The sequence below is a fragment of the Actinoplanes sp. KI2 genome (assembly GCF_025630775.1).
Classification (GTDB): Bacteria; Actinomycetota; Actinomycetes; order Mycobacteriales; family Micromonosporaceae; genus Actinoplanes.
In genome coordinates, this window is sequence record NZ_JAOSZE010000006.1 from 143,972 (window position 1) to 165,170 (window position 21,199).

The window sequence follows — 21,199 nt, forward strand, 5'->3', positions numbered from 1 at the left end:
GTCCGCTCAACGCACGAGGCGTTCACCACGGATGAGCCATACCCGGTGACGATCGACCTTCCGGCTCTGACGGCACAATGGAAGAGGCGGTGGCAGCGAATCCGGTCCCCGAGATGATGTCCTGATCGGGTAGGAAGAAGCCATGGCTTTGCATGTGCGTGGGGCGATCCTGCCTGAGGGCGACGTTCGCGATCTGTGGCTGGTGGGGGATCGGGTCACGTTCGAGCCGGTTGGTGGGGCCGAGACGATCAGTGACGGTGGGTTTGTGGTGCCGGGGCTGGTGGATGCGCACTGTCATCTCGGGATCGCCTACGGGGCCAAGCCGATCGAGAGGGTCGATCAGGCTCGGGAGCTGGCGGTCATCGACCGGGATGCGGGGGTGCTGGCCCTGCGGGATGCCGGGTCCCCGTTTCCGTATCCGGAGCTGGATGACGAGGCCGGGATTCCGCGGCTGGCCCGGGCCGGGCGGCATGTGGCGCCGCCGCGGCGGTACCTGCGGGACATCGGGGTCGAGGTGGCCGCCGAGGAGGTCGCGGCCACCGTCACGGCGCAGGCCAAGGCCGGGAACGGCTGGGTCAAGCTGGTGGGGGACTGGATCGACCGCGGGGTGGGCGATCTCGCGCCCTCGTGGGATGCGGCCACGATGACCGCGGCGGTCGAGGCCGCGCACGCGGCGGGGGCCCGGGCGGCGGTGCACACGTTCTCCGAGGACGGCGTCGAGATCATGGTGCGGGCCGGGGTGGACTCGGTCGAGCACGGGACCGGGCTGTCGCTCGACCTCATCGACGAGATGGCCCGGCAGGGGACGGCCCTGGTGCCCACGATGATCAATATCCGGACGTTCGGGAAGATCGCCGAGCAGGCGCGCGAGAAGTTCGCCGGGTACGCCGATCACATGATCGCGCTGCGCGACCGGTTCCCGGGGGTGGTGCGGGCGGCGTACGAGGCGGGGGTGCCGATCTATCTCGGGACCGACGCGGGCGGCGGGATCCAGCACGGGCTCCAGGCCGAGGAGATGCTGATCCTGCAGGAGGCGGGGCTGCCGGCGGCCGAGATCATCGCCGCCGCCTCGTGGAAGGCGCGGGAGTGGCTCGGCTTCCCCGGGCTGGTCGAGGGTGGCCTCGCCGACCTGGTGGTCTACGAGGCCGACCCGCGCGCCGACCTGAGGGTGGTGCGGGCGCCGAAGCGAATCGTGCTGCGCGGCGAGGTGATCCGCTGACCGCGCGGGAGAGCCGGCCGCGCCGGAGGAGCTGACCGCGCCGGAGAGCTAGCCGTGCCGCAGGAGCTGACCGCGCCGGAAAACCGGTGCGGCGACGCGACTAGGATGCTGCCTCATGGCTCGAGTGCTCACTCCCCGTGCGGAAGACTTTCCCCGCTGGTATCAGGACCTGATCGCCAAGGCGCAGCTGGCCGACAACGGCCCGGTGCGCGGCACGATGGTGATCCGGCCGGTGGGCTACGCCATCTGGGAGCGCATGCAGGCCGACATGGACGCGCGGATCAAGGAAGCCGGTGTGCAGAACGCCTACTTCCCGCTGTTCATCCCGGAGAGCTACCTGCGCCGCGAGGCCGACCACGTGGAGGGCTTCTCGCCCGAGCTGGCCGTCGTCACCCACGCCGGTGGCAAGGAGCTTGCCGAGCCGCTGGTGGTGCGCCCGACCAGCGAGACGGTGATCGGCGAGTTCATGGCCAAGTGGGTCGACTCGTACCGGGACCTGCCGCTGCTGCTCAACCAGTGGGCCAACGTGGTGCGCTGGGAGCTGCGGCCGCGCACGTTCCTGCGCACCACCGAGTTCCTCTGGCAGGAGGGGCACACCGCGCACGCCACCGAGGCGGACGCCCGCGAGCACGCCCGCGACATCCACAAGAACGTGTACCAGGCGTTCATGGAGGAGATCCTGGCCGTGCCGGTGGTGCCGGGCCGCAAGACCCGGGGCGAGCGCTTCGCCGGCGCCACCAACACGATGACCGTCGAGGCCATGATGGGCGACACCAAGGCGCTGCAGATGGGCACCTCGCACGAGCTCGGGCAGAACTTCGCGAAGGCGTTCGACATCACGTACTCGTCCGCGGCCGGCTCGGTCGAGCACTGCTGGACCACGTCGTGGGGCACCTCCACCCGGATGATGGGCGGGCTGATCATGGTGCACGGCGACGACAACGGCCTGCGGCTTCCGCCGCGCCTCGCGCCGATCCAGGTGCAGGTCATGGTGGTCAAGGCGGGCGAGGGCGTCGCGGAAGCGGCGGCCAAGCTCCGCGACGAGCTCAAAGCAGCGGGGGTACGCGTCAAGCTCGACGACCGCGCGGACGTCCCGTTCGGCCGCCGGGCGGTCGACGCCGAGCTGCAGGGCATCCCGATCCGGGTCGAGGTCGGCCCGCGCGACCTGGCGGCCGGCAACGTGACGGTGGCCCGCCGGGTGGACGGCTCGAAGTCGCCGATCCCGATGGGCGACCTGGTCGGCGCCGTCACCTCCGCGCTCAAGGCCGACCAGCAGCGGCTGTACGACGACGCCCTGGCGTTCCGGGAGGAGCGCACCGTCGACGTGAAGACGCTCGGCGAGGCGATCGAGGCGGCGCAGACCGGCTGGGCGCGGGTGCCGTGGTCGGCGGTCGGCGACGCGGGCGAGAAGGAGGCGAACGGCAAGGCCGTCACGGTCCGCTGCCTGACCCGGGAGGACGGCACGATGCCCGACTCCGACGAGGAGCCGAACCTGATCGCGTACCTGGCACGCTCCTACTGAGGCGCGGGTTCCGGACGTGCGTTTCGCCCCGGGCCGCCAGGTTCTGTACCGCAACGTCTACGGCCCGCGGCTGGCCTGTGTGCGCCCCTGCCGGGTGATCTCCGACGACGAGCGTGGACTGCTGCTGTGGCTGGCCCGCGGCAGCGCCGTGGTCGTCGAGCGGGCCGTCGACGGCCGGGGGATCCGGGACATGCCGTTCGCCGAGTGGATCCGCCTGGAGTACGAGAACGTGGTGGGCTCCTGGCGCGGGCCGGGTCTGCTCAAGTTCGTGCCGCCGGCCGGCGACCACTCGGTCTGGTTCTTCCGCGACGACGACGGCACGTTCCAGAACTGGTACGTCAACCTCGAGTACGGCGCGCTGCGCTGGGACGACGGCGACGTGGCCGGCATCGACGTGACCGACCAGGATCTCGACATCGTCGTCGACCCCGACCTTTCCTGGCACTGGAAGGACGAGGACGAGTTCGCCGAGCGCCTGGCGTTCCCCGACCATTACTGGGTACGTGACGAGCGGACTGTCCGCGCCGAGGGCCGCCGGCTGGTGAAGGTCATCGAGGCGGGCGAGTTCCCGTTCGACGGCACCTGGACGGACTTCCGGCCGGATCCGAGCTGGTCCATCCCCACGACCATGCCGGAGGGCTGGGATCGGCCGCCGGTGCCGCGGACCGTCTTCGGGGTTCCGGGTCTTCCCACTCACGCAGAATGAAGGGCCAGGGCCAGCTCTGCTGGGCCCCGGCCCGGCCTCGGCGGGAGCGACGGTCTGCACCATGCACCCAGATACGACATTAATTTGACCTTGAAGTTGAATTTTGTCCGGATCTACGGCCCGATTGGCAGCAGCGAAAGACGATCTGGCAGAATGGTTTCGCTTGGCACGCGTGAGGCGCCCTCTAACTCTGAGCGCGTTGCCATCCCCGAGGCGACGGTCCCGCAACCCCACGTGGGTCCCAGTCTCAAAACTCACGCAGTCATCAGGAGCGAACTACCGTGGCCGTTAAGATCCGGCTTCTGCGGATGGGCAAGATCCGCAACCCGCAGTACCGCATCGTCGTCGCCGACTCGCGCACCAAGCGCGACGGTCGTGCCATCGAGTACGTCGGCATCTACCAGCCGAAGGAAAACCCCTCGCTGATCCAGGTGAAGTCCGAGCGCGTGCAGTACTGGCTCTCGGTCGGCGCGCAGCCGAGCGAGGCCGTCCAGCGCATCCTGGAGAAGACCGGCGACTGGCAGCAGTTCAAGGGCCTGCCGGCCCCGCCGCCGCTGCTGGTGGCCGAGGTGAAGAAGAGCCGCACCGAGGTGTACGAGGCCGAGGCCAAGCAGGCCGCGGGCGTCGCCGACAGCAAGCCGGCCACCCCGAAGAAGTCGGCCAAGGCCGAGCCGAAGGCCGCCGAGGCCAAGGCTGCCGAGCCGAAGGCCGCCGAGGCCGCCGAGCCGAACCGCGAGGCCGTCGCCGAGACCGCAGAGGACCCGGCCGGTGCCGGCGCCGACGCGAGCTGACGGGGCGCTCCGGCCGGCGCTGGAGCACCTCGTCAAGGGCATCGTCGACAACCCGGACGACGTCCGGGTCCGGCTGGTCGACGCGCGCCGCGGCAAGCGGCTCGAGGTGCGCGTGCACCCGGAGGACCTGGGAACGGTCATCGGGCGCGGCGGCCGGACGGCCAAGGCCCTGCGTCAGGTCATCGGGTCGATCGGTGGGCGCGGCATCCGCGTCGACATCGTCGACGCCTACTGACCGATGCTGCTCGTAGTCGGTCAGATCGGTAAGCCGCACGGGATCCGGGGCGAGGTCTCGGTGTCCGTGCGCACCGACGAGCCCGAGGAGCGCTTCGTCGCCGGTTCGGTGTTCACCACGGAGGTCCCCCGGGGCCGCCGGGTGAGCGCCGGGCCGGCGGCTGCCGTTCCCGGGGTGCCCTATCAGGTGCCCTCGGCCCTCGTCGTCGAGTCCGTGCGCTGGCACCAGGGCCGCGGGATCGTGCAGTTCGAGGGCATCCATGACCGGAACGTGGCCGAGGCCCTCCGCGGTGTGCTGCTGCAGGTCGAGAGCACCTCCTTGACGCCGCCCGCGGACCCGGACGAGTTCCACGACCACCAGCTGGTCGGGCTGCGGGTCGTCTCGGTGGGTGGCGACGATCTGGGGGCGGTTGCCCGGATCGACCACGCGCCCGCGTCGGATCTGATCGTGCTGGCCAAGTCGGGCGGCGGGACGGCGCTGATTCCGTTCGTGACCGCGCTCGTGCCGACGGTCGATGTCGCCGGTGGGCGGATCGTGGTGGACCTGCCCGAGGGTCTGCTGGACCTCTGATGCGTGTCGACATTGTCACGATATTTCCGGATTACTTTTCGCCGCTAGACCTGTCGCTGATCGGCAAGGCCCGCGCCACGGGCGTCCTCGACCTCGCCGTGCACGACCTGCGCACCTGGACGCACGATGTGCACCGGACGGTCGACGACACGCCCTACGGCGGCGGGCCGGGCATGGTGATGCGGCCCGAGCCGTGGGGCCAGGCGCTCGACGCGATGGGCGAGGGCACGCTGGTCGTGCCGTCGCCGGTGGGCAAGCCGTTCACCCAGGCCGACGCGTACGAGATGGCCTCTCTCGATCATTTGATTTTCGCCTGCGGCCGGTACGAGGGGATCGACCAGCGGGTCATCGACGACGCGGCCTCGCGGATGCCGGTGCGGGAGGTCTCGCTCGGCGACTACGTGCTGTTCGGCGGCGAGGTGGCGGTCATCGTGATCATGGAGGCGATCACCCGGTTGCTGCCGGGCGTGCTCGGCAACGCCTCCTCCCTCGACGAGGAATCGCACGCCGCCGGCCTGCTCGAAGCGCCGGTGTACACCAAGCCGGCCTCCTGGCGGGACCGGGAGGTGCCGGAGGTGCTGCGGTCGGGCGATCATGGCCGGATCGCGCGCTGGCGGCGGGATCAGTCGCTCCTGCGGACCGCTTCGCGCCGGCCGGACATGGTGGCCGCGTACCCGCCCGCGTCTTTGGACAAAGCGGACAGGAAGACCCTCGACGAGGGTGGATTTCGGATCATGCCCCCTGCTGTGGCAGAGTAGGGAGGTTGCCGTTTTCGCTCCGCGCCGCGGGGCGAGGACGAGGATCCTCCCAGCACGTGCCGGAGGATCAGCAGTACCCACCCGCGCATCGAACTCCCGATGCGCTTGAGCACGACGAGGATGCAGCGATGAACACGCTGGACGCTCTCGACGCCCAGTCGCAGCGCACCGACCTTCCCGACTTCCGCGCCGGCGACACCCTCAAGGTGCACGCCCGGGTCGTCGAGGGCAACCGTTCCCGCGTCCAGGTCTTCCAGGGCGTCGTGATCGGCCGCCAGGGTGCCGGCCTCCGCGAGACCTTCAAGATCCGGAAGATCAGCTTCGGCGTCGGCGTCGAGCGGACCTACCCGATCAACAGCCCGGCGATCGACCGGATCGAGGTCGTGTCCCGCGGTGACGTGCGCCGGGCCAAGCTCTACTACCTGCGCGAGCTCCGGGGCAAGAAGGCCAAGATCAAGGAGCTTCGGGAGAAGCAGACCGTCTGATACTCATCAATCCGGCGTTCGGCGAACTACGCTTGCGCCTGGGCCGGATGGGATCAGTGTGAACCCTTCCAGTGCTACCGCCCGTACAACCGGGCGGTAGTGCTGTATCCGGGGCTTTTCGGCCGGTCGGCGGCAGGAGATGCGAAGCGTGGAACCGATGCAGGGCTATCGGCCGTCCGAGCGGCGGCGACGCTCGATGATTCGGCGCAAGGAAATGCCGCTCTGGCAGGAGCTGCCGCTGCTGCTCGTGGTGGCGTTCTGTCTGGCCGTGCTGATTCGCACGTTCCTGGTGCAGGCGTTCTACATCCCCAGCGGCTCGATGCAGAAGACGCTGGAGATCAAGGACCGCGTCCTGGTCAACAAGGTCGTCTATGACCTGCGTGACCCGCTCCGCGGCGAGATCGTGGTCTTCCGGGGCACCGACAACTGGGCGCCCGAGGTCACCGAGCCGGTCAGCAACAGCTTCGGCGCCAAGCTGGGGCGCACCATCGGCGACCTCGTCGGGGTCAGCCGCCCGGGGGAGCGCGACTTCATCAAACGAGTGATCGGCCTGCCCGGCGACAAGGTGGCCTGCTGCGACGCCAAGGGCCGGATCACGGTCAACGGCGTGGGCATCGACGAGCCGTACATCGCGGAGGGCTACAACTCCGATCTGAACCAGCCGCCGAACCCGACGCAGTGCACCAGCCGGCGGTTCGCCGAGATCACCGTCCCGCCAGGTGAGATGTTCGTCATGGGTGACCACCGGCTGGTCTCCCAGGACGCGCGATGCCAGGGGCCCGTCCCGATCAAGAACATCATCGGCCGGGCATTCGTCATCGTCTGGCCGAGCAGCCGGTTCACCAGCCTCTCCGTGCCCGACGTCTGGAAGACCTACGCCGCCGCCCATCCGACCGCCGCGGCGGAAAGCCGGTTGCCGGTTCGGCGTGGCGACCCCGCGTCCGACGTTTTCGTCCTACCGTTTCTGTTATCTGCGGGTCTATCCGCGCGTTCCGGACTGAACTTCGCAGCCCGGCGTCGTAGGCTCCGTTCGTGATTGACGAGCAGACCGCCAAGCGCCGGGGATCCTTCTGGCGCGAGCTTCCGATTCTGCTGGGGGTGGCGATCCTGGTCGCCGTTCTCGTGCGCGCCTTCGTCCTGCAGACCTTCTACATTCCATCCCCGTCGATGGAGCACACGCTCAACGTGCTGGACCGGGTGCTGGTCAACAAGCTCGTTTACGACTTCCGCGACCCGAAACGCGGCGAGATCATCGTCTTCAAGGCGCCCGACGACTGGCAGTCCGGCGCCGAGGGCGAGGACTTCATCAAGCGCATCATCGGTACGCCCGGCGATCACGTGGTCTGCTGCGATGCCCAGGAGCGCCTGATGGTCAACGGTGTCTCGCTCGACGAGCCGTACATCTACCGGGACGCCGACGGCAACCAGGACCCGGCCGCCGACCGGAAGTTCGACATCACCGTGCCCAAGGACCGGCTCTGGGTGATGGGCGACCACCGCTCGGCCTCGGGTGACTCGCTCGAGCACTACGAGGAGAGCAACGGCAACATCCAGGAGGCGACGATCACCGAGAAATCGGTGGTGGGCCGCGCCTTCACGGTGTTCTGGCCGATCAGCCGGGCCAAGTGGCTCACGGTGCCGGACGGGTTCGACAAGATTCCCGATGCCCCGGCGGCAAACTAGCACCCGGTCGATAGATCAACGCCGGGCGCAATAGGCTTGGCCGCGTGACCGTAATCGACCGCCGAGCTGCGCGCGTGCTGCTCGTCGACGACGCCGGCCGCACCCTGCTGCTGCACGGGGGCGATCCGGCCCGTCCCGGGGAGAGTTGGTGGTTCACGCCGGGCGGCGGGCTCGACGACGGCGAGGCGCTCGCCGAGGGCGCCGCGCGCGAGCTGTTCGAGGAGACCGGCCTGCGGGTCGACCCGGCCGAGCTGGGCGACCCGGTGTGGCACGAGATCACCGAGTTCAGCTTTCGCGCCCGCTCGTACCGTCAGGAACAGGATTTCTTCCTGCTCCGGGTGTCCGAGTGGCGGGTCGACCGGGCCGGCATGGACGACAACGAGCGGGAGACCATCACCGGGCATCGCTGGTGGTCGGCCGCCGAGATCGAGGCGAGCGACGAGCAGATCTTCCCGGCTGGGCTGGCCGGCCTGCTGCGCCGGCTTGTCCCTGTCGGGGGGCGCTGATGCTGGCACCGCCGCGCACCGTGGTCCGCCGGGAGGGCGGCCTCTACGCCCTCGAGCGGGCGCTGCAGCGCCGCGGCTTCCGCTCCGTCGCCGGCGCCGACGAGGCCGGCCGCGGCGCATGTGCCGGGCCCCTGGTGGCCGCCGCCGCGATCCTGCCCGAGGGCAAGCGGGGCGAGATCGACGAGCTGGCCGACTCGAAACTGCTCACCCCGGCGGCCCGCGAGCGGGTCTACGAGCAGGTGGTCGATCGGGCGCTGGCCTGGTCCGTCATGATCATCCCGGCCACCGAGGTCGATGCGCGCGGCCTGCACGTGTGCAATCTCGCGGCGATGCGCCGCGCGCTGGCGTCGTTGTCCACCCCGCCCGAGTACGTGTTGACCGACGGGTTCCCGGTCGACGGCCTGGGCGTGCCCGGCCTCGCGGTGTGGAAGGGCGACCGGGTCGCGGCCTGCGTGGCGGCGGCCAGCGTGCTGGCCAAGGTCACCCGGGACCGGATCATGGTGGAGCTGGACGACCGGTTTCCGAACTACGGGTTCGCCGTGCATAAGGGATACATCACCGACGAGCACAGCGCCGCGCTGCTGCGGCACGGGCCGTGCGCCGAGCACCGGTTCTCGTACGTGAACGTGGCGGCGGCGTCGGGCCGGGGCAATCGGCCGCCCCGGGCGCGGCGCCCGGCGACGGTGCCGGCCGCGTCGCTGTTCGACGCGGTCCCCGGCGAGGTTTTCGATGCGGTCCCCGTCGAGGTTGAGGCCGAGCCGCCGGTGCTTCCGGGCGTCGGTGAGGGTACCGTCGGCGTGGCGTCGGGCGACCAGCCTCAGCCGTCGCCGTTGGTGGGGGAAGATGAGGCCATGGAGGGCGAGAAGCGATGAGCGCAGAGGATCTCGAGAAGTACGAGACCGAGATGGAGCTGCAGCTCTACCGGGAGTACCGCGACATCGTCCGCCAGTTCTCCTACGTGGTGGAGACGGAGCGCCGGTTCTACCTGGCCAACCAGGTTGACCTGCACGTGCGCAACTCGGACGGCGAGGTGTATTTCGAGGTCGAGATGCACGACGCCTGGGTGTGGGACATGTATCGCCCGGCTCGGTTTGTGAAAAACGTTCGCGTTATGACGTTCAAGGACGTCAACGTGGAGGAGCTGGAGAAGCCGGATATCTCCCTGCCGGACGACGCCGGCTTCGGCAGCTGACCGAGGGTTGTCCACAGGGGCGGTCGCAGGGGCGCTGAGAATTCGGCAGGGTGGCTGCCATGCCACCCGTGCTCGCTCTCCTCATCGCCCTGCTGACCGTGCCCATCGGGGGCCACGCGGCTCCGCCGAGATACGACTGGCCGGTCTCGCCCGCGCACCTCACCCGCCGGTTTGAGCCTCCACCGCGGCCCTGGCTGGCCGGCCACCGCGGTGTCGACCTGGGCTCGACCGCGGGCGCCGAGGTGCGTGCCGCCGGTCCGGGAACGGTCGTCTTCGTGGGCGAGGTGGCCGGCCGCGGGGTGGTGAGCATCGCCCATCCCGGCGGCCTCCGGACGACGTACGAGCCGATCACCGCGACCGTCGCGGCGGGCGACCAGGTTGCCCCGGGCGATCCCATCGGCCGCCTCGACGCCGGCCATCCCGGCTGCCCGGCCGCGGCCTGCCTGCATTGGGGTCTGCGCCGGGGGGACGCCTATCTCGACCCGCTCGCCCTGCTCGGCCTCGGGCGGGTGCGCCTGCTACCGCTGGAGGCCGGCGATTAGTTGCGGGAGGCGTTCGGCCAGCCGGTCGTACTCCTCCGGGCGGTTGTAGACCTGCGCGCTCAGCCGCAGCATCCCGCGCCCGCCCCACGCGTTCACCGCGGTCTCGGTGGCCAGCTTGTCCGAGATCAGGGTGCGCAGGGCGACGGCCTCCGGCCCGGTCGTGGCCAGCCCGGCCGGCAGCGGCAGCGACCGCATCGCCACCTCCGGCATCGTGGGCTGCGGCAGCTCGGCCGGGGCCAGCCCGAGCGCCGCGCCCACCACCCGCTGGCCATAGGCGACCAGTGCCGCGTTGTGCGCCCGGACCGCCTCCCAGCCCAGCGTGCGCAGCGTGAAGAGCCCGGTCGGCGCGGCCAGCCAGGGCGTCAGGTCCAGCGTCCCCTGGAACTCCACCGACAGCGGGAAACCCTGCTCCTGCTCCCACGAGACGACCAGCGGCTCGATCCGCCGGCGCCAGGCCGGACCGACCGCCAGCAGCGCCGTCCCGCGCGGCGCGAACGCCCACTTGTGCAGGTTGCCCACCCAGAAGTCGGCGCCGATCGCGTCGACGTCGACCGGCAGCATGCCCGGGACGTGCGCGGCGTCGACCAGGACCGGGATCTCGTGCTCGCGGGCGGCCGCGACGATCTCGCGTACCGGAAAGGTCGCCGCGGTGGCGGACGCGATCTGGTCGATGATCAGCAACCTGGTCTTGCCCGGCCGCAAGGCCGAGCGCACCCGGGAGATCACCTCGGCGTCGGAGGCGGCCAACGGCAGCGCGACGGTCCGCGCGGTGGCGCCCGCCCGGCGGCACTGGCGGCGGGTGGCCAGGTCGACCGCGCCGTAGCCGTGATCGGTGAGCAGCACCTCGTCGGCCGGACCGAGCCGCACCGTCTGCAGCGCCAGCGAGATCGCCGAGGTCGTGTTCGGCACCAGCGCGCTGCCGTCCGGGTCGGCCCCGAGGAACGCCGCGATGTGCCGTCGGGTGTGGATCACCCGGTCGACCACGCCCTGGGTGTGGAACTTGTGCGGGTTCGCCTCGATCTCGTCGCGCAGCCGCTGCTGGGCGCGCTGAACGCCGATCGGGACCGCGCCGAAGGAGCCGTGGTTGAGATAGGACACGGCCGGGTCCAGCGAGAACAGGAGGCGGGCACCCGGGAGGGGTGCGGGCGGGTCTCCGGCGCTCACGCCTCGATCGTACGGCGTCACGCGCGGGGGTGTGCCTGTTTGAAGGCGGCCCGCAGGCGCTCGGTCGACACGTGTGTGTAGATCTGGGTGCTCGACAGGGAGGAGTGGCCGAGGAGGTCCTGCACCGCGCGCAGGTCGGCGCCGCCGTCGAGCAGGTGGGTGGCGGCCGAGTGGCGCAGGTCGTGCGGGCTGGTGTGCGGCAGGCCGGCCGCGCGGGCGGCGGTGTCGACGATCCGCCGCACCACGGTCTGCTGCAGGCGGCCACCCTTGACGCCGAGGAAGAGCGCGTCGCCGCTGCCCTTCGTGACCAGCGCCGGCCGGCCGTGGCGCAGCCAGTCGTCGAGGGCGCGCTGGGCGGGCAGGCCATAGGGGACGGCCCGCTCCTTGGCGCCCTTGCCGAAGACCCGGATCAGGCGGCGGCCCTCGTCCAGGTCGGCCAGGTCGAGGCCGCAGAGCTCGCTGACCCGCACCCCGGTGGCATAGAGCAACTCCAGGACGGCCCGGTCGCGGTCGCTCTCCGGGTTCTCGACCAGGGCGCCGGCCTGATCGGCGCGCAGCACGGTGGGCAGGTCGCGGTGGGCGCGGGGGCTGACCAGCTGCGCTCCGGGGTCGTTGGAGGCGAGACCGGCGCGTTGCGCCCAGGCGGTGAAGTTGCGGGCCGCGGCGGCGCGGCGTGCTTGAGACGTACGCGCGGCGCCGTCCCGCATGCGCGTCGCCAGCCAGCCGCGGAGGACGGCGATGTCGAGGTCGCCGGGCGCTCGGCGGCCGGCCTGGGCGGCGTGGTGCAGCAGGGAGACCACATCGCCGACGTACGCCCGGACGGTGTGCTCGGACCGGTTGTCGACCCGCGACAGGTGGCGGCCGAACTCGTCGACGGCGTCGCGCATGGCGGCCGGGAGTTCCTCGTGCATCTGGCGGGTGTCCATCGCGTCGACGGTCATCGCTGGGGCGGCCGGAGTCAAGCTCCCACGCGGTTGCAGTCGCTCCTTACACTTCGCCTCACTATGGCATCGAAGCGAGGAATTCCCCTGGTGGCGCTGCTCAGCCTGGCGATCGCGGCCTGCTCGAGCGGGGGCGGCGGCACGCCGTCGACGTCGTCATCCTCGTCGCGGTCGGCCAATGCCGGATTCGGCGGCCCGGTGGCGTCGGCGGCTGCGTCGGCGGCCGCCCCGATCGTGGTGGACCGGGTGTTCTTCCGGACGCCCTCGAAGAACATCATCTGCGATCTGGGCCCGTCCGAGGTGCGCTGCGACATGATCCGTAAGTCCTGGTCGCCGCCGCCCAAGCCGTCGTCGTGCGAGCTGGACTGGGGGTTCGGGATGCACATCACGGGCGGGAAGGCGGGCTTCACCTGCGCCGGGGACAGCCTGATCGGGGAGACCGAAGCCGAGACGTTGGAGTACGGGCACGCGTATCGGTCGGGCTCGGTTCGGTGCACCAGCGAGAGTACGGGGTTGACCTGCTTGGACGAGAAGAGCGGGCGGGGATTTACGTTGGCGGTTTCGCGCTACAGCCTCTTCTGAGTCCCGTTCTTGCTGGTCGCGTTCCTGCTGGGTCGTGTGCTTGCTGGGTCGTGTGCTTGCTGGGTCGTGTGCTTGCTGGGTCGTGTGCTTGCTGGGTCGTCTGCTTGCTGGGTCGTGTGCTTGCTGGGTCGCGTTGCGGCGCTCTCTGGCGCCGCCGATTTCTGTCGTACCCCCGCCCTACGGTCGAACCATGACCAGCCGCCCGGCGCACCCGGCCGTTCCCGCGCCCGCTCGCCCTCGTCGGCCCGCCGTCGCTCCCGGCCGTGACGGTCGCTGCTGTGCTGGTGGCGGCGCTGCCGGTCGCTGCTGTGCCGGTGATGGCGGCCCCGGTCGCTGCTGTGCCGGTCGCTGCTGTGCCGGTCGCGGTCGCGCCGGTCGCGGTCGCGCCGGTCCTCTCTCAGGGGCGGGTGAGCCGCACCCGGTCGGCCGGGTGGACGGTCTCGGTGCCGTCCGCGGCGGTCACCACGAGGACGGGCACACCCTCGCCGAGGCGATACTTTCGCCGTTCGGCGTCGGTGGGCATGCGGGCGCCGGCGCGTTCGCCCCGGCCCAGCGTGACGAGCTCGGTCGGCTCCGGCACCCGGACGAATGTCCCTCGTGGCCGGTCGACGGTCACCAGCCCTTCGGTGCGCAGCTGGCCGATGGCCTGGCGCACGGTGGTGCGGCTGATCCCATACTCCTGCGCGAGGCGCAGCTCGCTGGGCAGTGGCTCACCGGGGCCCAGCTCTCCCGACTCGATCTGATTGCGGAGCAGGTCGGCCAGCTGGCGGAACACCGCTCGGTCCGCGGAAGGATCGATCATGTCAGTCACTTTACGTGCCCACGACGCTCCATCATATTGTACGTATGAAGCCATGTAGGTATGATACAACTGCCGCACTGAGAAGGCCGAGACTTGATCGGGCGGCAGGGCGGGCGGCGGTCGTCGATCGCTCGTAGGGTCGCGAAAGCGCCTGGTGCGCGGTCCGGCCGTCGCCCGTTCCACCGCAGTCGGGAGACCTGCGGCGTCCACTCCGCGGTCCAAAGTGGCCGGAGCCAACCGGTCCGCCTATCCGAGGTTGGGTGCCAAGCGTGTGGTGGTTCGCCCCAGCGCCCCAGCGCCCCAGCGCCCCAGCGCCCCAGCGCCCCAGCGCCCCAGCGCCCCAGCGCCCCAGCGCCCCAGCGCCCCAGCGCGTCGGCGCATCGGCGCCTTCGTCGACGTGACCGCGTCGCCGAGTGTTGGCGGTTCGGGCGCGCGCCGTACGCCTACCGTCGTGGAGCGAGTTTGTCGTCGTGGAGCGCCGGCAGTGCCGTGTGGAGGGCAGGGCCTGCGGTCAGCTGCCCTCGTCGACGGCATTCATGTCCGACAGGGCAATGTGGACCGGATGTTCCGCGCGCCGTGTGCGGCCCAGGTGGGGCTGCGCGCCGCGGCGGTGGGTCTCGGCGTGCCGCTCTTCCGATGTGCGCTGACTTCGCGCGGTCGGTGGGGCTTGCCAGATGTCGCTCGGATCCACGACTTCCACGGCCCGCTGCTCTCGGCGGTGGTCTCGATCGCGTCTCGGCGGTGGTCTCGATCGCGGCTGATGTCAGTTGACGCGGGCCCAGGACATGAAGCGCTCGTAGAGATCGGCCGGCATGGTCTCGCCGTGCGACGTCAGGTCGCGGAACGCGTCATACATCTGGACGGACAGGTAGACGGTCAGCACCGAAGGAAAGCCCCGAAACTCGGTCAGCAGGCTCGCCTTGGCACTGGCGCACGGCCACGGCTGTCTGCAGGCGCGGCAGTCCCAGGCTGGCCGAGCGTACAGGTGGTCGGTACTTTGAATGGTTTTGGTCATCGTTGTCCCCAATCGCTCGCCGTCTTCGATCAGATCCGACGAGCCGTTGTTGTCCGAGCACCGGACCCGTGCACCGAAGGCGACCGCGCCGACCCCCGTCCGGCCCGGCACGCAGATCTCGCGCACCGAGCCGACCGACGCGCTCACCGGCTCTGTTGCGACCGCCGGCGCCGGCGCTGAAGCAACTCGGACACCGCGGGGCGGCGGCGTTGCGGCCCCGGCTGTGCCTGTCGCTCCGCACGGGTTGGTCCCGCAGCGGCGGCCTGCTGTGCCTGTCGCTCCGCACGGGTTGGTCCCGCAGCGGCGGCCTGCTGTGCCTGTCGCTCCGCACGGGTTGGTCCCGCCGCGGCGGCCTGCTGTGCCTGTCGCTCTGCCCGGGGTGGTCCGGCTGCGGCGGCCTGCTGTCGCTCTGCCCGGGGCGGTCCGGCTGCGGCGGCCTGCTGTCGCTCCGCCCGGGTCCGTCCGGCCGGCACCGGTGGCCTGGGGTCTCGTGCCCTCGGCGGCCGAGATCACTTCCTCGCTGCCGCCGCGTCTGGTGCCCGGCTGATCCGCATCATCGGCGAGGGCTTGTTCCAGTTCCGGCTGCCGTTCCTCCATTGGCGTTCGTTCGTCGGGTTGGCGTTCGTGCTCCGAGCTCCGCGCGCGGTTTCGGATGTGTGGCAGGTGGTAGCACGGGCGATCGTCGGGCCGTGCGGGATCGGGATGGGGGCGGCCCCGGCTCGGAGACCGGGGCACGGGCGCGAACCGGGGCCGCCCAAGGCGCCGGAACCGCCGGACTGGGCGGCGGGGGCGCGCGGGAGTGATGGCTCGGGGGAATCGGGTGATCGGGGTGCCTCGGCAGGGAACGTCCGCAGCATGGCGACGCCGCAGTGCAGCGGTAGCGGGGCCGTGGCGAGGTACTCGATCAGGGCCGGGTGGCGAGGGCTCCTTTCCTCGAGGGCGCCGGCCGGTGGGCAAGGCGTGGTGGCAGTGCGCGGCGGGAACGGCAGGGGCGTGGCCGGCACCAGCCGGTCGACGCAAGGGCTGGTCAGGCCGCAGGTGCAGCGCCGCCAGAAGGTGCGCCGATCTCGCCTGTGTGTGGGGGTCAGTGGGACCGGCTTGAAGGTCTGGCGACGCCTAGTCATGGGGAGAGTATAGATGTCATACGACTAGCTGTCTCCTATCAACTTAGCGATCGACTAATAGTCTCACGCCTACGGTCGATCACGTGGCAGTGAAACCGATCCGGCTCATGGGCGCGCACGAGATCCGAATCCGACTGGGTGGGGTCAGCCGGCAGCGTGCGTACCAGATCACCAGTCGGGCCGACTTCCCCAAGCCGCTCGCCGATCTGGCGCAGGGCAAGGTGTGGCTGGCCGACGACGTCGAGGCGTGGATGAAGGTCCACCGACGCGACCTGGACGACTCCGAGGACTGACGGGGCGTCATCTCTCACCCGGCGGGGCGGCGCACGCGAGTCGTGGGGGCTCACGGCGCCGCCTTCGCCCGCCGCGCCAGGGTGACCTTGCCGTCCCGGCGTTCCACCAGACCGGCGACTTCCAGCAGGGACAGCCGGCGTAGCACCCTGCGTAAGGCCAGGCCGGCCCGCGCGGCCAACTCCTCGGGCGAGATCGAGCCGCGCGGCGGCAGCGCCTCGAGCACGAGCGCGGACTCCTCGTCGAGCGTGTCCCGCCGATGTTCGGGACCCCGCGCCGGCGGCCGCCCGTACTCGCCCATCTTTCCGACCGCCTCGAGCACGTCGACCGCGTCGGTGACCAGCGTGGCGTCGGGCCTCGAGCGCAACAGCTCGTGACAGCCGACCGACATCGCCGAGGTGACCGGCCCGGGCACCACCATCGCGGCCCGGCGCAGCGCGAGCACCCGGCTCATCGTCTGGATCGCGCCGCTGCGGGCGGCGGCCTCGACCATGACCGTGCCGGCGGTGGCCGCCGCGATCACCCGGTTGCGGATCAGGAAGCGATGCCGCAGCGGTTCCGACCCCGGCGGCCACTCGCTGATCAGCAGTCCCTTCTCCGCGACCCGCTCGAACAACCCCGCATTCCCGGCCGGGTACGGCCGGTCGACCCCGCACGCCAGGACCGCGACCGTACGCCCGCCCGCGGCCAGCGTCGCCCGGTGCGCCGCGGCGTCGATCCCGAAGGCGCCGCCCGAGACGACCGTCCAGCCGTGTTCGACCAGCCCGTACGTGAGGTCGGCGGTCACGTTGTTGCCGTACCCGGTCGACGCCCGCGCCCCGACCACCGCGACCGACCGGTCGAGCGTCTCGCCCAGTCGCCGGCCCCCGCGCACCCACACGCACAGCGGCGGCCGTACGTCCCGGTTGATCCGTCCCGGCAGGTCCAGCTCTAGCAGGGCGAGCGAGTCGACCCGGGCCGGCCACTCGTCGTCCGAGGGCACCACGATCCGTGCCCCCAGCCGAGCCGCCCGGTGCAGCGTCGTCTCGGCGAACCGCCGCGGGTCGAGCCCTTGCCGCTTGGCCCGCACCGAGTTACGCGTGGCCGCATCGGGAAAATCGTCGGCCAGCAGCCGCTCGAGCGTCGCCGGCGCCCCGTACTCCTGCACAAGCGCCCAAACCGCCCGATGCCCCGGCTCGACGAGATACGTGAGGGCGACCCGCGCCGCGCGGTCCTCGTCCGAGCCCGCGCTATTCGGCCCATTCATGGCTCTCTCCCATCCGCAGTTGGATGGCCTCGCTGATGTCCGCACGTTCCGGGCGGGACCGTCCGTCCAGATCCGCGAGAGTCCAGGCCAGACGCAATACGCGATCGAAGCCGCGCGCCGACAACAGGCCGAGGTCGAGGGCGCGGCGCAGGTCGGTGGTGTCCTTGGGCGGCAACTGCCACGGCGGCTTGCGCAGGACCGGCCCCGGAGCCTCGGCGTTCACCTGCCATCCGTGCGCCGCCCAGCGCTCCTCGGCGACCTTCCGGGCCTGGCTCACCTTCGCGGCCACCACGGCGGAGGGTGTTGCCGGGTCGTCGACGGGGACCAGGTCGGCCGCGCGCATCGGGCGCAGCGTGATCCGCATGTCGATACGGTCGAGCAGGGGCCCGGACAACTTGGCCCGATACCGACGCCGGGCGTGGGGCGAACAGGTGCAGTGCTGATCGCCGGCCGGGCTGGCGCACGGGCAGGGGTTGGCCGCGACGACGAGCTGAACACGAGCCGGGTACTCCGTCGTGCCGTGCAGCCGGGCGAGAACCACCTGCCCGGTTTCGAGCGGCTCACGCAGGGCCTGAAGGGTCCGCCCGGACATCTCGGACACCTCGTCGAGGAACAGCACGCCGCGATGGGCCAGCGACATGGCGCCCGGTCGGGCCAGCCCGCTGCCGCCGCCGATCAGGGACGCAAGGCTTGCGCTGTGGTGCGGCGCCTGGAACGGCGGCCGACGGACGAGGTGGCTGCCCGGCGGCAGCACGCCGGCGATGGACTGCAGTGCGGTCACCTCCAGCGCTGCCGTGTCGTCGAGCTCGGGCAGGATCGACGGAAGGCGCTCGGCAAGCATGGTCTTGCCGGCGCCGGGCGGCCCGAACAGCGCCAAGTGGTGTCCGCCCGCCGCGGCGACCTCCAGACCCAGGCGGCCCATCGGCTGCCCGGCGACATCGGCGAGATCGAGCCGTGGAGGCGGCGGCGGAGGGGCCGCCGGCAGCGGGTCGAGCAGGGGTTCCTGACCGCGAACGAACTCCACCAGGCGTCGCAGCGTGTCGACGGCCCGGACGGTCACGCCCGGCACCACCGTCGCCTCGCAGGCGTTCTCGACCGGAACGATCACTCGGGTCGCGCCGGCCCGGACCGCCGCGGCGACCATCGGGAGCACCCCGCGGACCGGGCGCACGGTGCCGTCCAGGCCCAGCTCGCCGAGCAGGACCACCTCGCGCAGCGGGCCGGCCGGCAGGCTACCGGCGCCGGTGAGGAGCGCGGTGGCGATGGCGAGGTCGAAGCTGCTGCCGTGTTTGTGCAGATCGGCCGGGAGAAGGTTGACGGTGATCCGGCGATTCGGCCACTCCTGCCCCGAGTTCACGATGGCGGCTCGCACCCGATCGCGGGCCTCGTTCAATGCCGCGTCGGGTAGTCCGGTCAGCATCACGGCGGGCAGTCCGGCGGCGAGATCGGCCTCGACCTCGACGAGGTGGCCGGTGACGCCGACCAGGCCGACGCAGAGCACTCGCGCGTAGCTCATCAGAACGCCGCGCGGATGTGGACGACCCTGGGGGCGCCGCGCCGCTGGGGCAGCACCTCGACCACGTCGAAGCGCATGGCACGAGGATGGATGCCGGTCTCGTCGAGCCAGCGGCCGGCCAGAACGCGCAGCTTGCGGACCTTGTGCTGGGTCACCGCCTCGGCGGGCGTGCCGAACCCCGCGCCGCGACGGGTCTTCACCTCGCAGAAGACGAGGGTGTCGCCGTCGCGGAGGACGAGGTCTATCTCGCCGTCGCGGCAGCGCCAATTTCGGTGGAGGATCACCAGTCCCTGTTGCTGGAGGTGCTGGGCCGCGACCCGCTCCCCGTACGCGCCGACCGCCTGTCGTTCCGTCGTCATGGCCGGAAACCGTGGACCGTTCCGGCGGTCTTCGCGAGCGGACCGGTCAAAACCTGTGGACGGAGCGCAACTGTGGAAAATCGCACGGTAGTCGTTCGGGTGTGTTATGGCCGCAGCGGTGGCATCGCCGTCCGTGGTCACCTACGGTGCGAGATCGTGGAAGGACACCGTTACGCCGACGACGAGCCGAGCTGGTACGCCGGCCAGGGCCAGTACGCCCGCACCACGGACCCGGAGATCTCGGGAATCCATGAGCGTCCGAGCGGCGCGTTCCGGCTGCCGGAGCAACGGCCCGCGGCCGCGAACCCGTACGCGCTGACCGACCCCCTCGCCACGTCGGGCAGCCATGCCGTGCCGAACGAGACGTACGACTCGGGGCGGATCCCGGTCCGCGGCCCGGAGTATCCGACGATCCGGCCGACGACGGCGGAGCCGATGGCGCCGCCCGTTCCCGCGCCGGCCCCCGTCCCGGAGCCCGCTTTGCCGCTGGCCGGACCGACCAGTCTGGTGCCTCCGGTGGCGACCCGGCCGGAGAGCGTCTACCAGTCCCGCCGCCCGGTTTCGTCCTTCCTGGTGGCGATCGTGATGGTCGTCCTGTTGATCCCGGTGATCCGGCTGCTCCTGGTGTCCACCTTCACCGGCGATCCGAGCGCCCGCGGCATCGTCCCGGCGGTACTGCTCACGCTGGGCTTCACGCTGACCGGGGTCGGGCTGTTCACGGTCGCGCGGGGCGGCACGATCAGCCGCGAGACCTGGCTGCGCCCGCCCGTGGCGTACCTCCCGGTGGGTTTGATCTTGATGGTGGCCGCCGGGCTGGCTGTCGCCTAAAAAGAAGAAAACTGCCTGAAACCCCACAAAGAACGACGGCAAAAAGCTGGCGTATGCTTGGTTCTCGGCGACCGCGACATGCGGTCGACCTCGCGTGCCCTCTGCCGGAAGCGTTCACGTTACCGGCGGCGACGGCCCTCCCTGGTCTCGATCTTCATCGGGTCCGACTGTGGCCGGCGACCGGGCGCCAGGACGCCCACCGCCGGTGAGCGTGACAACCAGGGAAAACAGGGAGCAACCCACCATGGCCGTCGTGACCATGCGCCAGCTGCTGGAGAGCGGTGTCCACTTCGGGCACCAGACCCGGCGCTGGAACCCCAAGATGAAGCGCTTCATCTTCACTGAGCGCAACGGCATCTACATCATCGACCTGCGCCAGACGCTCGACTACATCGAGAAGGCGTACAGCTTCGTGCGGGACACCGTCGCGGAGGGTGGCCACATCCTCTTCGTCGGCACCAAGAAGCAGGCGCAGGAGGCGATCGCCGAGCAGGCGACCCGCGTCGGCCAGCCGTACGTCAACCACCGCTGGCTGGGCGGCATGCTCACCAACTTCCAGACGGTGTACAAGCGTCTGCAGCGGATGAAGGAGCTCGAGGCTCTGGGCGACCTGAGCGGCACCGCCGCCGGGTACACCAAGAAGGAGACCCTGCAGCTCTCCCGCGAGAAGGACAAGCTCACCAAGACCCTCGGCGGTCTCCGTGACATGACCAAGGTGCCGTCGGCGATCTGGGTCGTCGACACCAAGAAGGAGCACATCGCCGTCGACGAGGCCCGCAAGCTGGGCATCCCGGTGATCGCCGTGCTCGACACCAACTGCGACCCGGACGAGGTCGACTTCCCGATCCCGGGCAACGACGACGCGATCCGCTCGGCCGAGCTGCTGACGAAGGTCGTGGCCAGCGCCGTGGCCGACGGTCTGATCGCCCGTTCCGGCCGGGGCCGGGGCAACGACGACGCGAAGCCCGAGGCGGGCGCCGTCGCGGCCGGCGAGCCGCTGCCCGAGTGGGAGCGCGACCTCTACGAGGGCGCCGAGAAGAAGGCCGACGAGGCCGCCGAGCCCGTCTCCGCCGAGACCGTCTCCGCCGAGACCGTCGCCGCCGAGTAAGAGACCATCGAGAG

26 protein-coding genes are annotated in these 21,199 nt (G+C 71.0%); 18 read left to right on the forward strand and 8 right to left on the reverse strand.

The window, feature by feature from the left end:
* Positions 1 to 142 precede the first annotated feature (142 nt).
* The 14 genes from ODJ79_RS08240 to ODJ79_RS08305 all read left to right on the forward strand — a co-directional run bounded on the left by ODJ79_RS08240 (position 143) and on the right by ODJ79_RS08305 (position 10,209).
* Complete coding sequence (locus ODJ79_RS08240) at positions 143 to 1,219, forward strand: amidohydrolase family protein (RefSeq protein ID WP_263022721.1); 1,077 nt, start codon at positions 143 to 145, stop codon at positions 1,217 to 1,219.
* A gap of 115 nt (positions 1,220 to 1,334) precedes the next feature.
* Positions 1,335 to 2,741: a proline--tRNA ligase gene (gene proS, locus ODJ79_RS08245; protein ID WP_263022722.1), complete on the forward strand. Its 1,407-nt coding sequence runs from the start codon at positions 1,335 to 1,337 to the stop codon at positions 2,739 to 2,741.
* A 16-nt stretch (positions 2,742 to 2,757) separates the two neighbouring features.
* Complete coding sequence (locus ODJ79_RS08250) at positions 2,758 to 3,447, forward strand: DUF402 domain-containing protein (RefSeq protein ID WP_263022723.1); 690 nt, start codon at positions 2,758 to 2,760, stop codon at positions 3,445 to 3,447.
* A 281-nt stretch (positions 3,448 to 3,728) separates the two neighbouring features.
* Complete coding sequence (rpsP, locus tag ODJ79_RS08255) at positions 3,729 to 4,238, forward strand: 30S ribosomal protein S16 (protein ID WP_263022724.1); 510 nt, start codon at positions 3,729 to 3,731, stop codon at positions 4,236 to 4,238.
* Entirely contained in the window at positions 4,216 to 4,473 is a 258-nt protein-coding gene (locus ODJ79_RS08260) for an RNA-binding protein (protein ID WP_263022725.1), read from the forward strand. Before rpsP ends, ODJ79_RS08260 begins: the two co-directional genes overlap by 23 nt.
* Before the next feature lie 6 nt (positions 4,474 to 4,479).
* Positions 4,480 to 5,043 (forward strand): ribosome maturation factor RimM, encoded by a 564-nt coding sequence (rimM, locus tag ODJ79_RS08265; RefSeq protein WP_263022823.1) that lies wholly within the window; start codon positions 4,480 to 4,482, stop codon positions 5,041 to 5,043.
* Entirely contained in the window at positions 5,043 to 5,801 is a 759-nt protein-coding gene (trmD, locus tag ODJ79_RS08270; RefSeq protein WP_263022726.1) for a tRNA (guanosine(37)-N1)-methyltransferase TrmD, read from the forward strand. The genes rimM and trmD overlap by 1 nt, the downstream gene beginning before the upstream one ends.
* A gap of 128 nt (positions 5,802 to 5,929) precedes the next feature.
* A complete protein-coding gene (rplS, locus tag ODJ79_RS08275; RefSeq protein WP_263022727.1) occupies positions 5,930 to 6,286 on the forward strand; it encodes a 50S ribosomal protein L19 in 357 nt (118 codons plus the stop codon).
* A 139-nt stretch (positions 6,287 to 6,425) separates the two neighbouring features.
* On the forward strand, positions 6,426 to 7,322 hold the full coding sequence (gene lepB / locus ODJ79_RS08280; RefSeq protein WP_411267282.1) for a signal peptidase I: 897 nt from the start codon (positions 6,426 to 6,428) through the stop codon (positions 7,320 to 7,322).
* The gene (gene lepB, locus ODJ79_RS08285) at positions 7,319 to 7,969 is read left to right on the forward strand and encodes a signal peptidase I (protein ID WP_263022728.1); all 651 of its coding nucleotides are present in this window, start codon (positions 7,319 to 7,321) and stop codon (positions 7,967 to 7,969) included. Before lepB (ODJ79_RS08280) ends, lepB (ODJ79_RS08285) begins: the two co-directional genes overlap by 4 nt.
* 44 nt (positions 7,970 to 8,013) lie before the next feature.
* Positions 8,014 to 8,475: an NUDIX hydrolase gene (locus tag ODJ79_RS08290; RefSeq protein ID WP_263022729.1), complete on the forward strand. Its 462-nt coding sequence runs from the start codon at positions 8,014 to 8,016 to the stop codon at positions 8,473 to 8,475.
* Complete coding sequence (locus tag ODJ79_RS08295) at positions 8,475 to 9,347, forward strand: ribonuclease HII (protein WP_263022730.1); 873 nt, start codon at positions 8,475 to 8,477, stop codon at positions 9,345 to 9,347. The genes ODJ79_RS08290 and ODJ79_RS08295 overlap by 1 nt, the downstream gene beginning before the upstream one ends.
* Positions 9,344 to 9,667 carry a DUF2469 domain-containing protein gene (locus ODJ79_RS08300; RefSeq protein ID WP_020517955.1) on the forward strand — a complete coding sequence of 108 codons (324 nt, stop codon included), beginning with the start codon at positions 9,344 to 9,346 and terminating at the stop codon, positions 9,665 to 9,667. The genes ODJ79_RS08295 and ODJ79_RS08300 overlap by 4 nt, the downstream gene beginning before the upstream one ends.
* Before the next feature lie 59 nt (positions 9,668 to 9,726).
* Positions 9,727 to 10,209, forward strand: coding sequence for a murein hydrolase activator EnvC family protein (locus ODJ79_RS08305; protein WP_263022731.1), 483 nt, complete (start codon positions 9,727 to 9,729; stop codon positions 10,207 to 10,209).
* On the opposite strand, the gene ODJ79_RS08310 is transcribed toward ODJ79_RS08305, so the two are convergent.
* Together ODJ79_RS08310 and ODJ79_RS08315 are read right to left on the reverse strand one after the other, a co-directional pair.
* Complete coding sequence (locus ODJ79_RS08310; RefSeq protein ID WP_263022732.1) at positions 10,186 to 11,373, reverse strand: aminotransferase class V-fold PLP-dependent enzyme; 1,188 nt, start codon at positions 11,371 to 11,373, stop codon at positions 10,186 to 10,188. The genes ODJ79_RS08305 and ODJ79_RS08310 overlap by 24 nt on opposite strands.
* 17 nt (positions 11,374 to 11,390) lie before the next feature.
* Complete coding sequence (locus tag ODJ79_RS08315) at positions 11,391 to 12,299, reverse strand: tyrosine recombinase XerC (RefSeq protein WP_263022733.1); 909 nt, start codon at positions 12,297 to 12,299, stop codon at positions 11,391 to 11,393.
* Between the two features lie 78 nt (positions 12,300 to 12,377).
* On the opposite strand from ODJ79_RS08315, the gene ODJ79_RS08320 reads away from it, so the two are divergent.
* The gene (locus ODJ79_RS08320; protein ID WP_263022734.1) at positions 12,378 to 12,896 is read left to right on the forward strand and encodes a DUF6636 domain-containing protein; all 519 of its coding nucleotides are present in this window, start codon (positions 12,378 to 12,380) and stop codon (positions 12,894 to 12,896) included.
* 397 nt (positions 12,897 to 13,293) lie between these two features.
* On the opposite strand, the gene ODJ79_RS08325 is transcribed toward ODJ79_RS08320, so the two are convergent.
* The 3 genes from ODJ79_RS08325 to ODJ79_RS08335 form a co-directional block, all read right to left on the reverse strand.
* Positions 13,294 to 13,698 carry a winged helix-turn-helix domain-containing protein gene (locus ODJ79_RS08325; RefSeq protein ID WP_263022735.1) on the reverse strand — a complete coding sequence of 135 codons (405 nt, stop codon included), beginning with the start codon at positions 13,696 to 13,698 and terminating at the stop codon, positions 13,294 to 13,296.
* A gap of 511 nt (positions 13,699 to 14,209) precedes the next feature.
* Positions 14,210 to 14,398 carry a hypothetical protein gene (locus ODJ79_RS08330; RefSeq protein WP_263022736.1) on the reverse strand — a complete coding sequence of 63 codons (189 nt, stop codon included), beginning with the start codon at positions 14,396 to 14,398 and terminating at the stop codon, positions 14,210 to 14,212.
* 63 nt (positions 14,399 to 14,461) lie between these two features.
* Positions 14,462 to 14,860, reverse strand: a complete 399-nt coding sequence (locus ODJ79_RS08335) for a hypothetical protein (protein ID WP_263022737.1) — start codon at positions 14,858 to 14,860, stop codon at positions 14,462 to 14,464.
* Positions 14,861 to 15,944: 1,084 nt separating this feature from the next.
* Between ODJ79_RS08335 and ODJ79_RS08340 the strand changes: the two genes are divergently transcribed.
* Positions 15,945 to 16,130 (forward strand): DNA-binding protein, encoded by a 186-nt coding sequence (locus ODJ79_RS08340; protein WP_203780320.1) that lies wholly within the window; start codon positions 15,945 to 15,947, stop codon positions 16,128 to 16,130.
* Positions 16,131 to 16,180: 50 nt separating this feature from the next.
* On the opposite strand, the gene ODJ79_RS08345 is transcribed toward ODJ79_RS08340, so the two are convergent.
* From ODJ79_RS08345 to ODJ79_RS08355, 3 genes are read right to left on the reverse strand one after another with little or no spacing between them, the layout of a single operon-like run.
* Positions 16,181 to 17,374 (reverse strand): DNA-processing protein DprA, encoded by a 1,194-nt coding sequence (locus ODJ79_RS08345; protein ID WP_263022738.1) that lies wholly within the window; start codon positions 17,372 to 17,374, stop codon positions 16,181 to 16,183.
* Positions 17,358 to 18,890, reverse strand: coding sequence for a YifB family Mg chelatase-like AAA ATPase (locus ODJ79_RS08350; RefSeq protein ID WP_263022739.1), 1,533 nt, complete (start codon positions 18,888 to 18,890; stop codon positions 17,358 to 17,360). The genes ODJ79_RS08345 and ODJ79_RS08350 overlap by 17 nt, the downstream gene beginning before the upstream one ends.
* The gene (locus ODJ79_RS08355) at positions 18,890 to 19,249 is read right to left on the reverse strand and encodes a YraN family protein (protein WP_263022740.1); all 360 of its coding nucleotides are present in this window, start codon (positions 19,247 to 19,249) and stop codon (positions 18,890 to 18,892) included. The genes ODJ79_RS08350 and ODJ79_RS08355 overlap by 1 nt, the downstream gene beginning before the upstream one ends.
* 156 nt (positions 19,250 to 19,405) lie before the next feature.
* Here ODJ79_RS08355 and ODJ79_RS08360 point away from each other — a divergent pair, with 156 nt between their 5' ends.
* Together ODJ79_RS08360 and rpsB are read left to right on the forward strand one after the other, a co-directional pair.
* Positions 19,406 to 20,077 (forward strand): hypothetical protein, encoded by a 672-nt coding sequence (locus tag ODJ79_RS08360; RefSeq protein ID WP_263022741.1) that lies wholly within the window; start codon positions 19,406 to 19,408, stop codon positions 20,075 to 20,077.
* 244 nt (positions 20,078 to 20,321) lie between these two features.
* Complete coding sequence (rpsB, locus tag ODJ79_RS08365) at positions 20,322 to 21,185, forward strand: 30S ribosomal protein S2 (RefSeq protein ID WP_263022742.1); 864 nt, start codon at positions 20,322 to 20,324, stop codon at positions 21,183 to 21,185.
* Positions 21,186 to 21,199 lie beyond the last annotated feature (14 nt).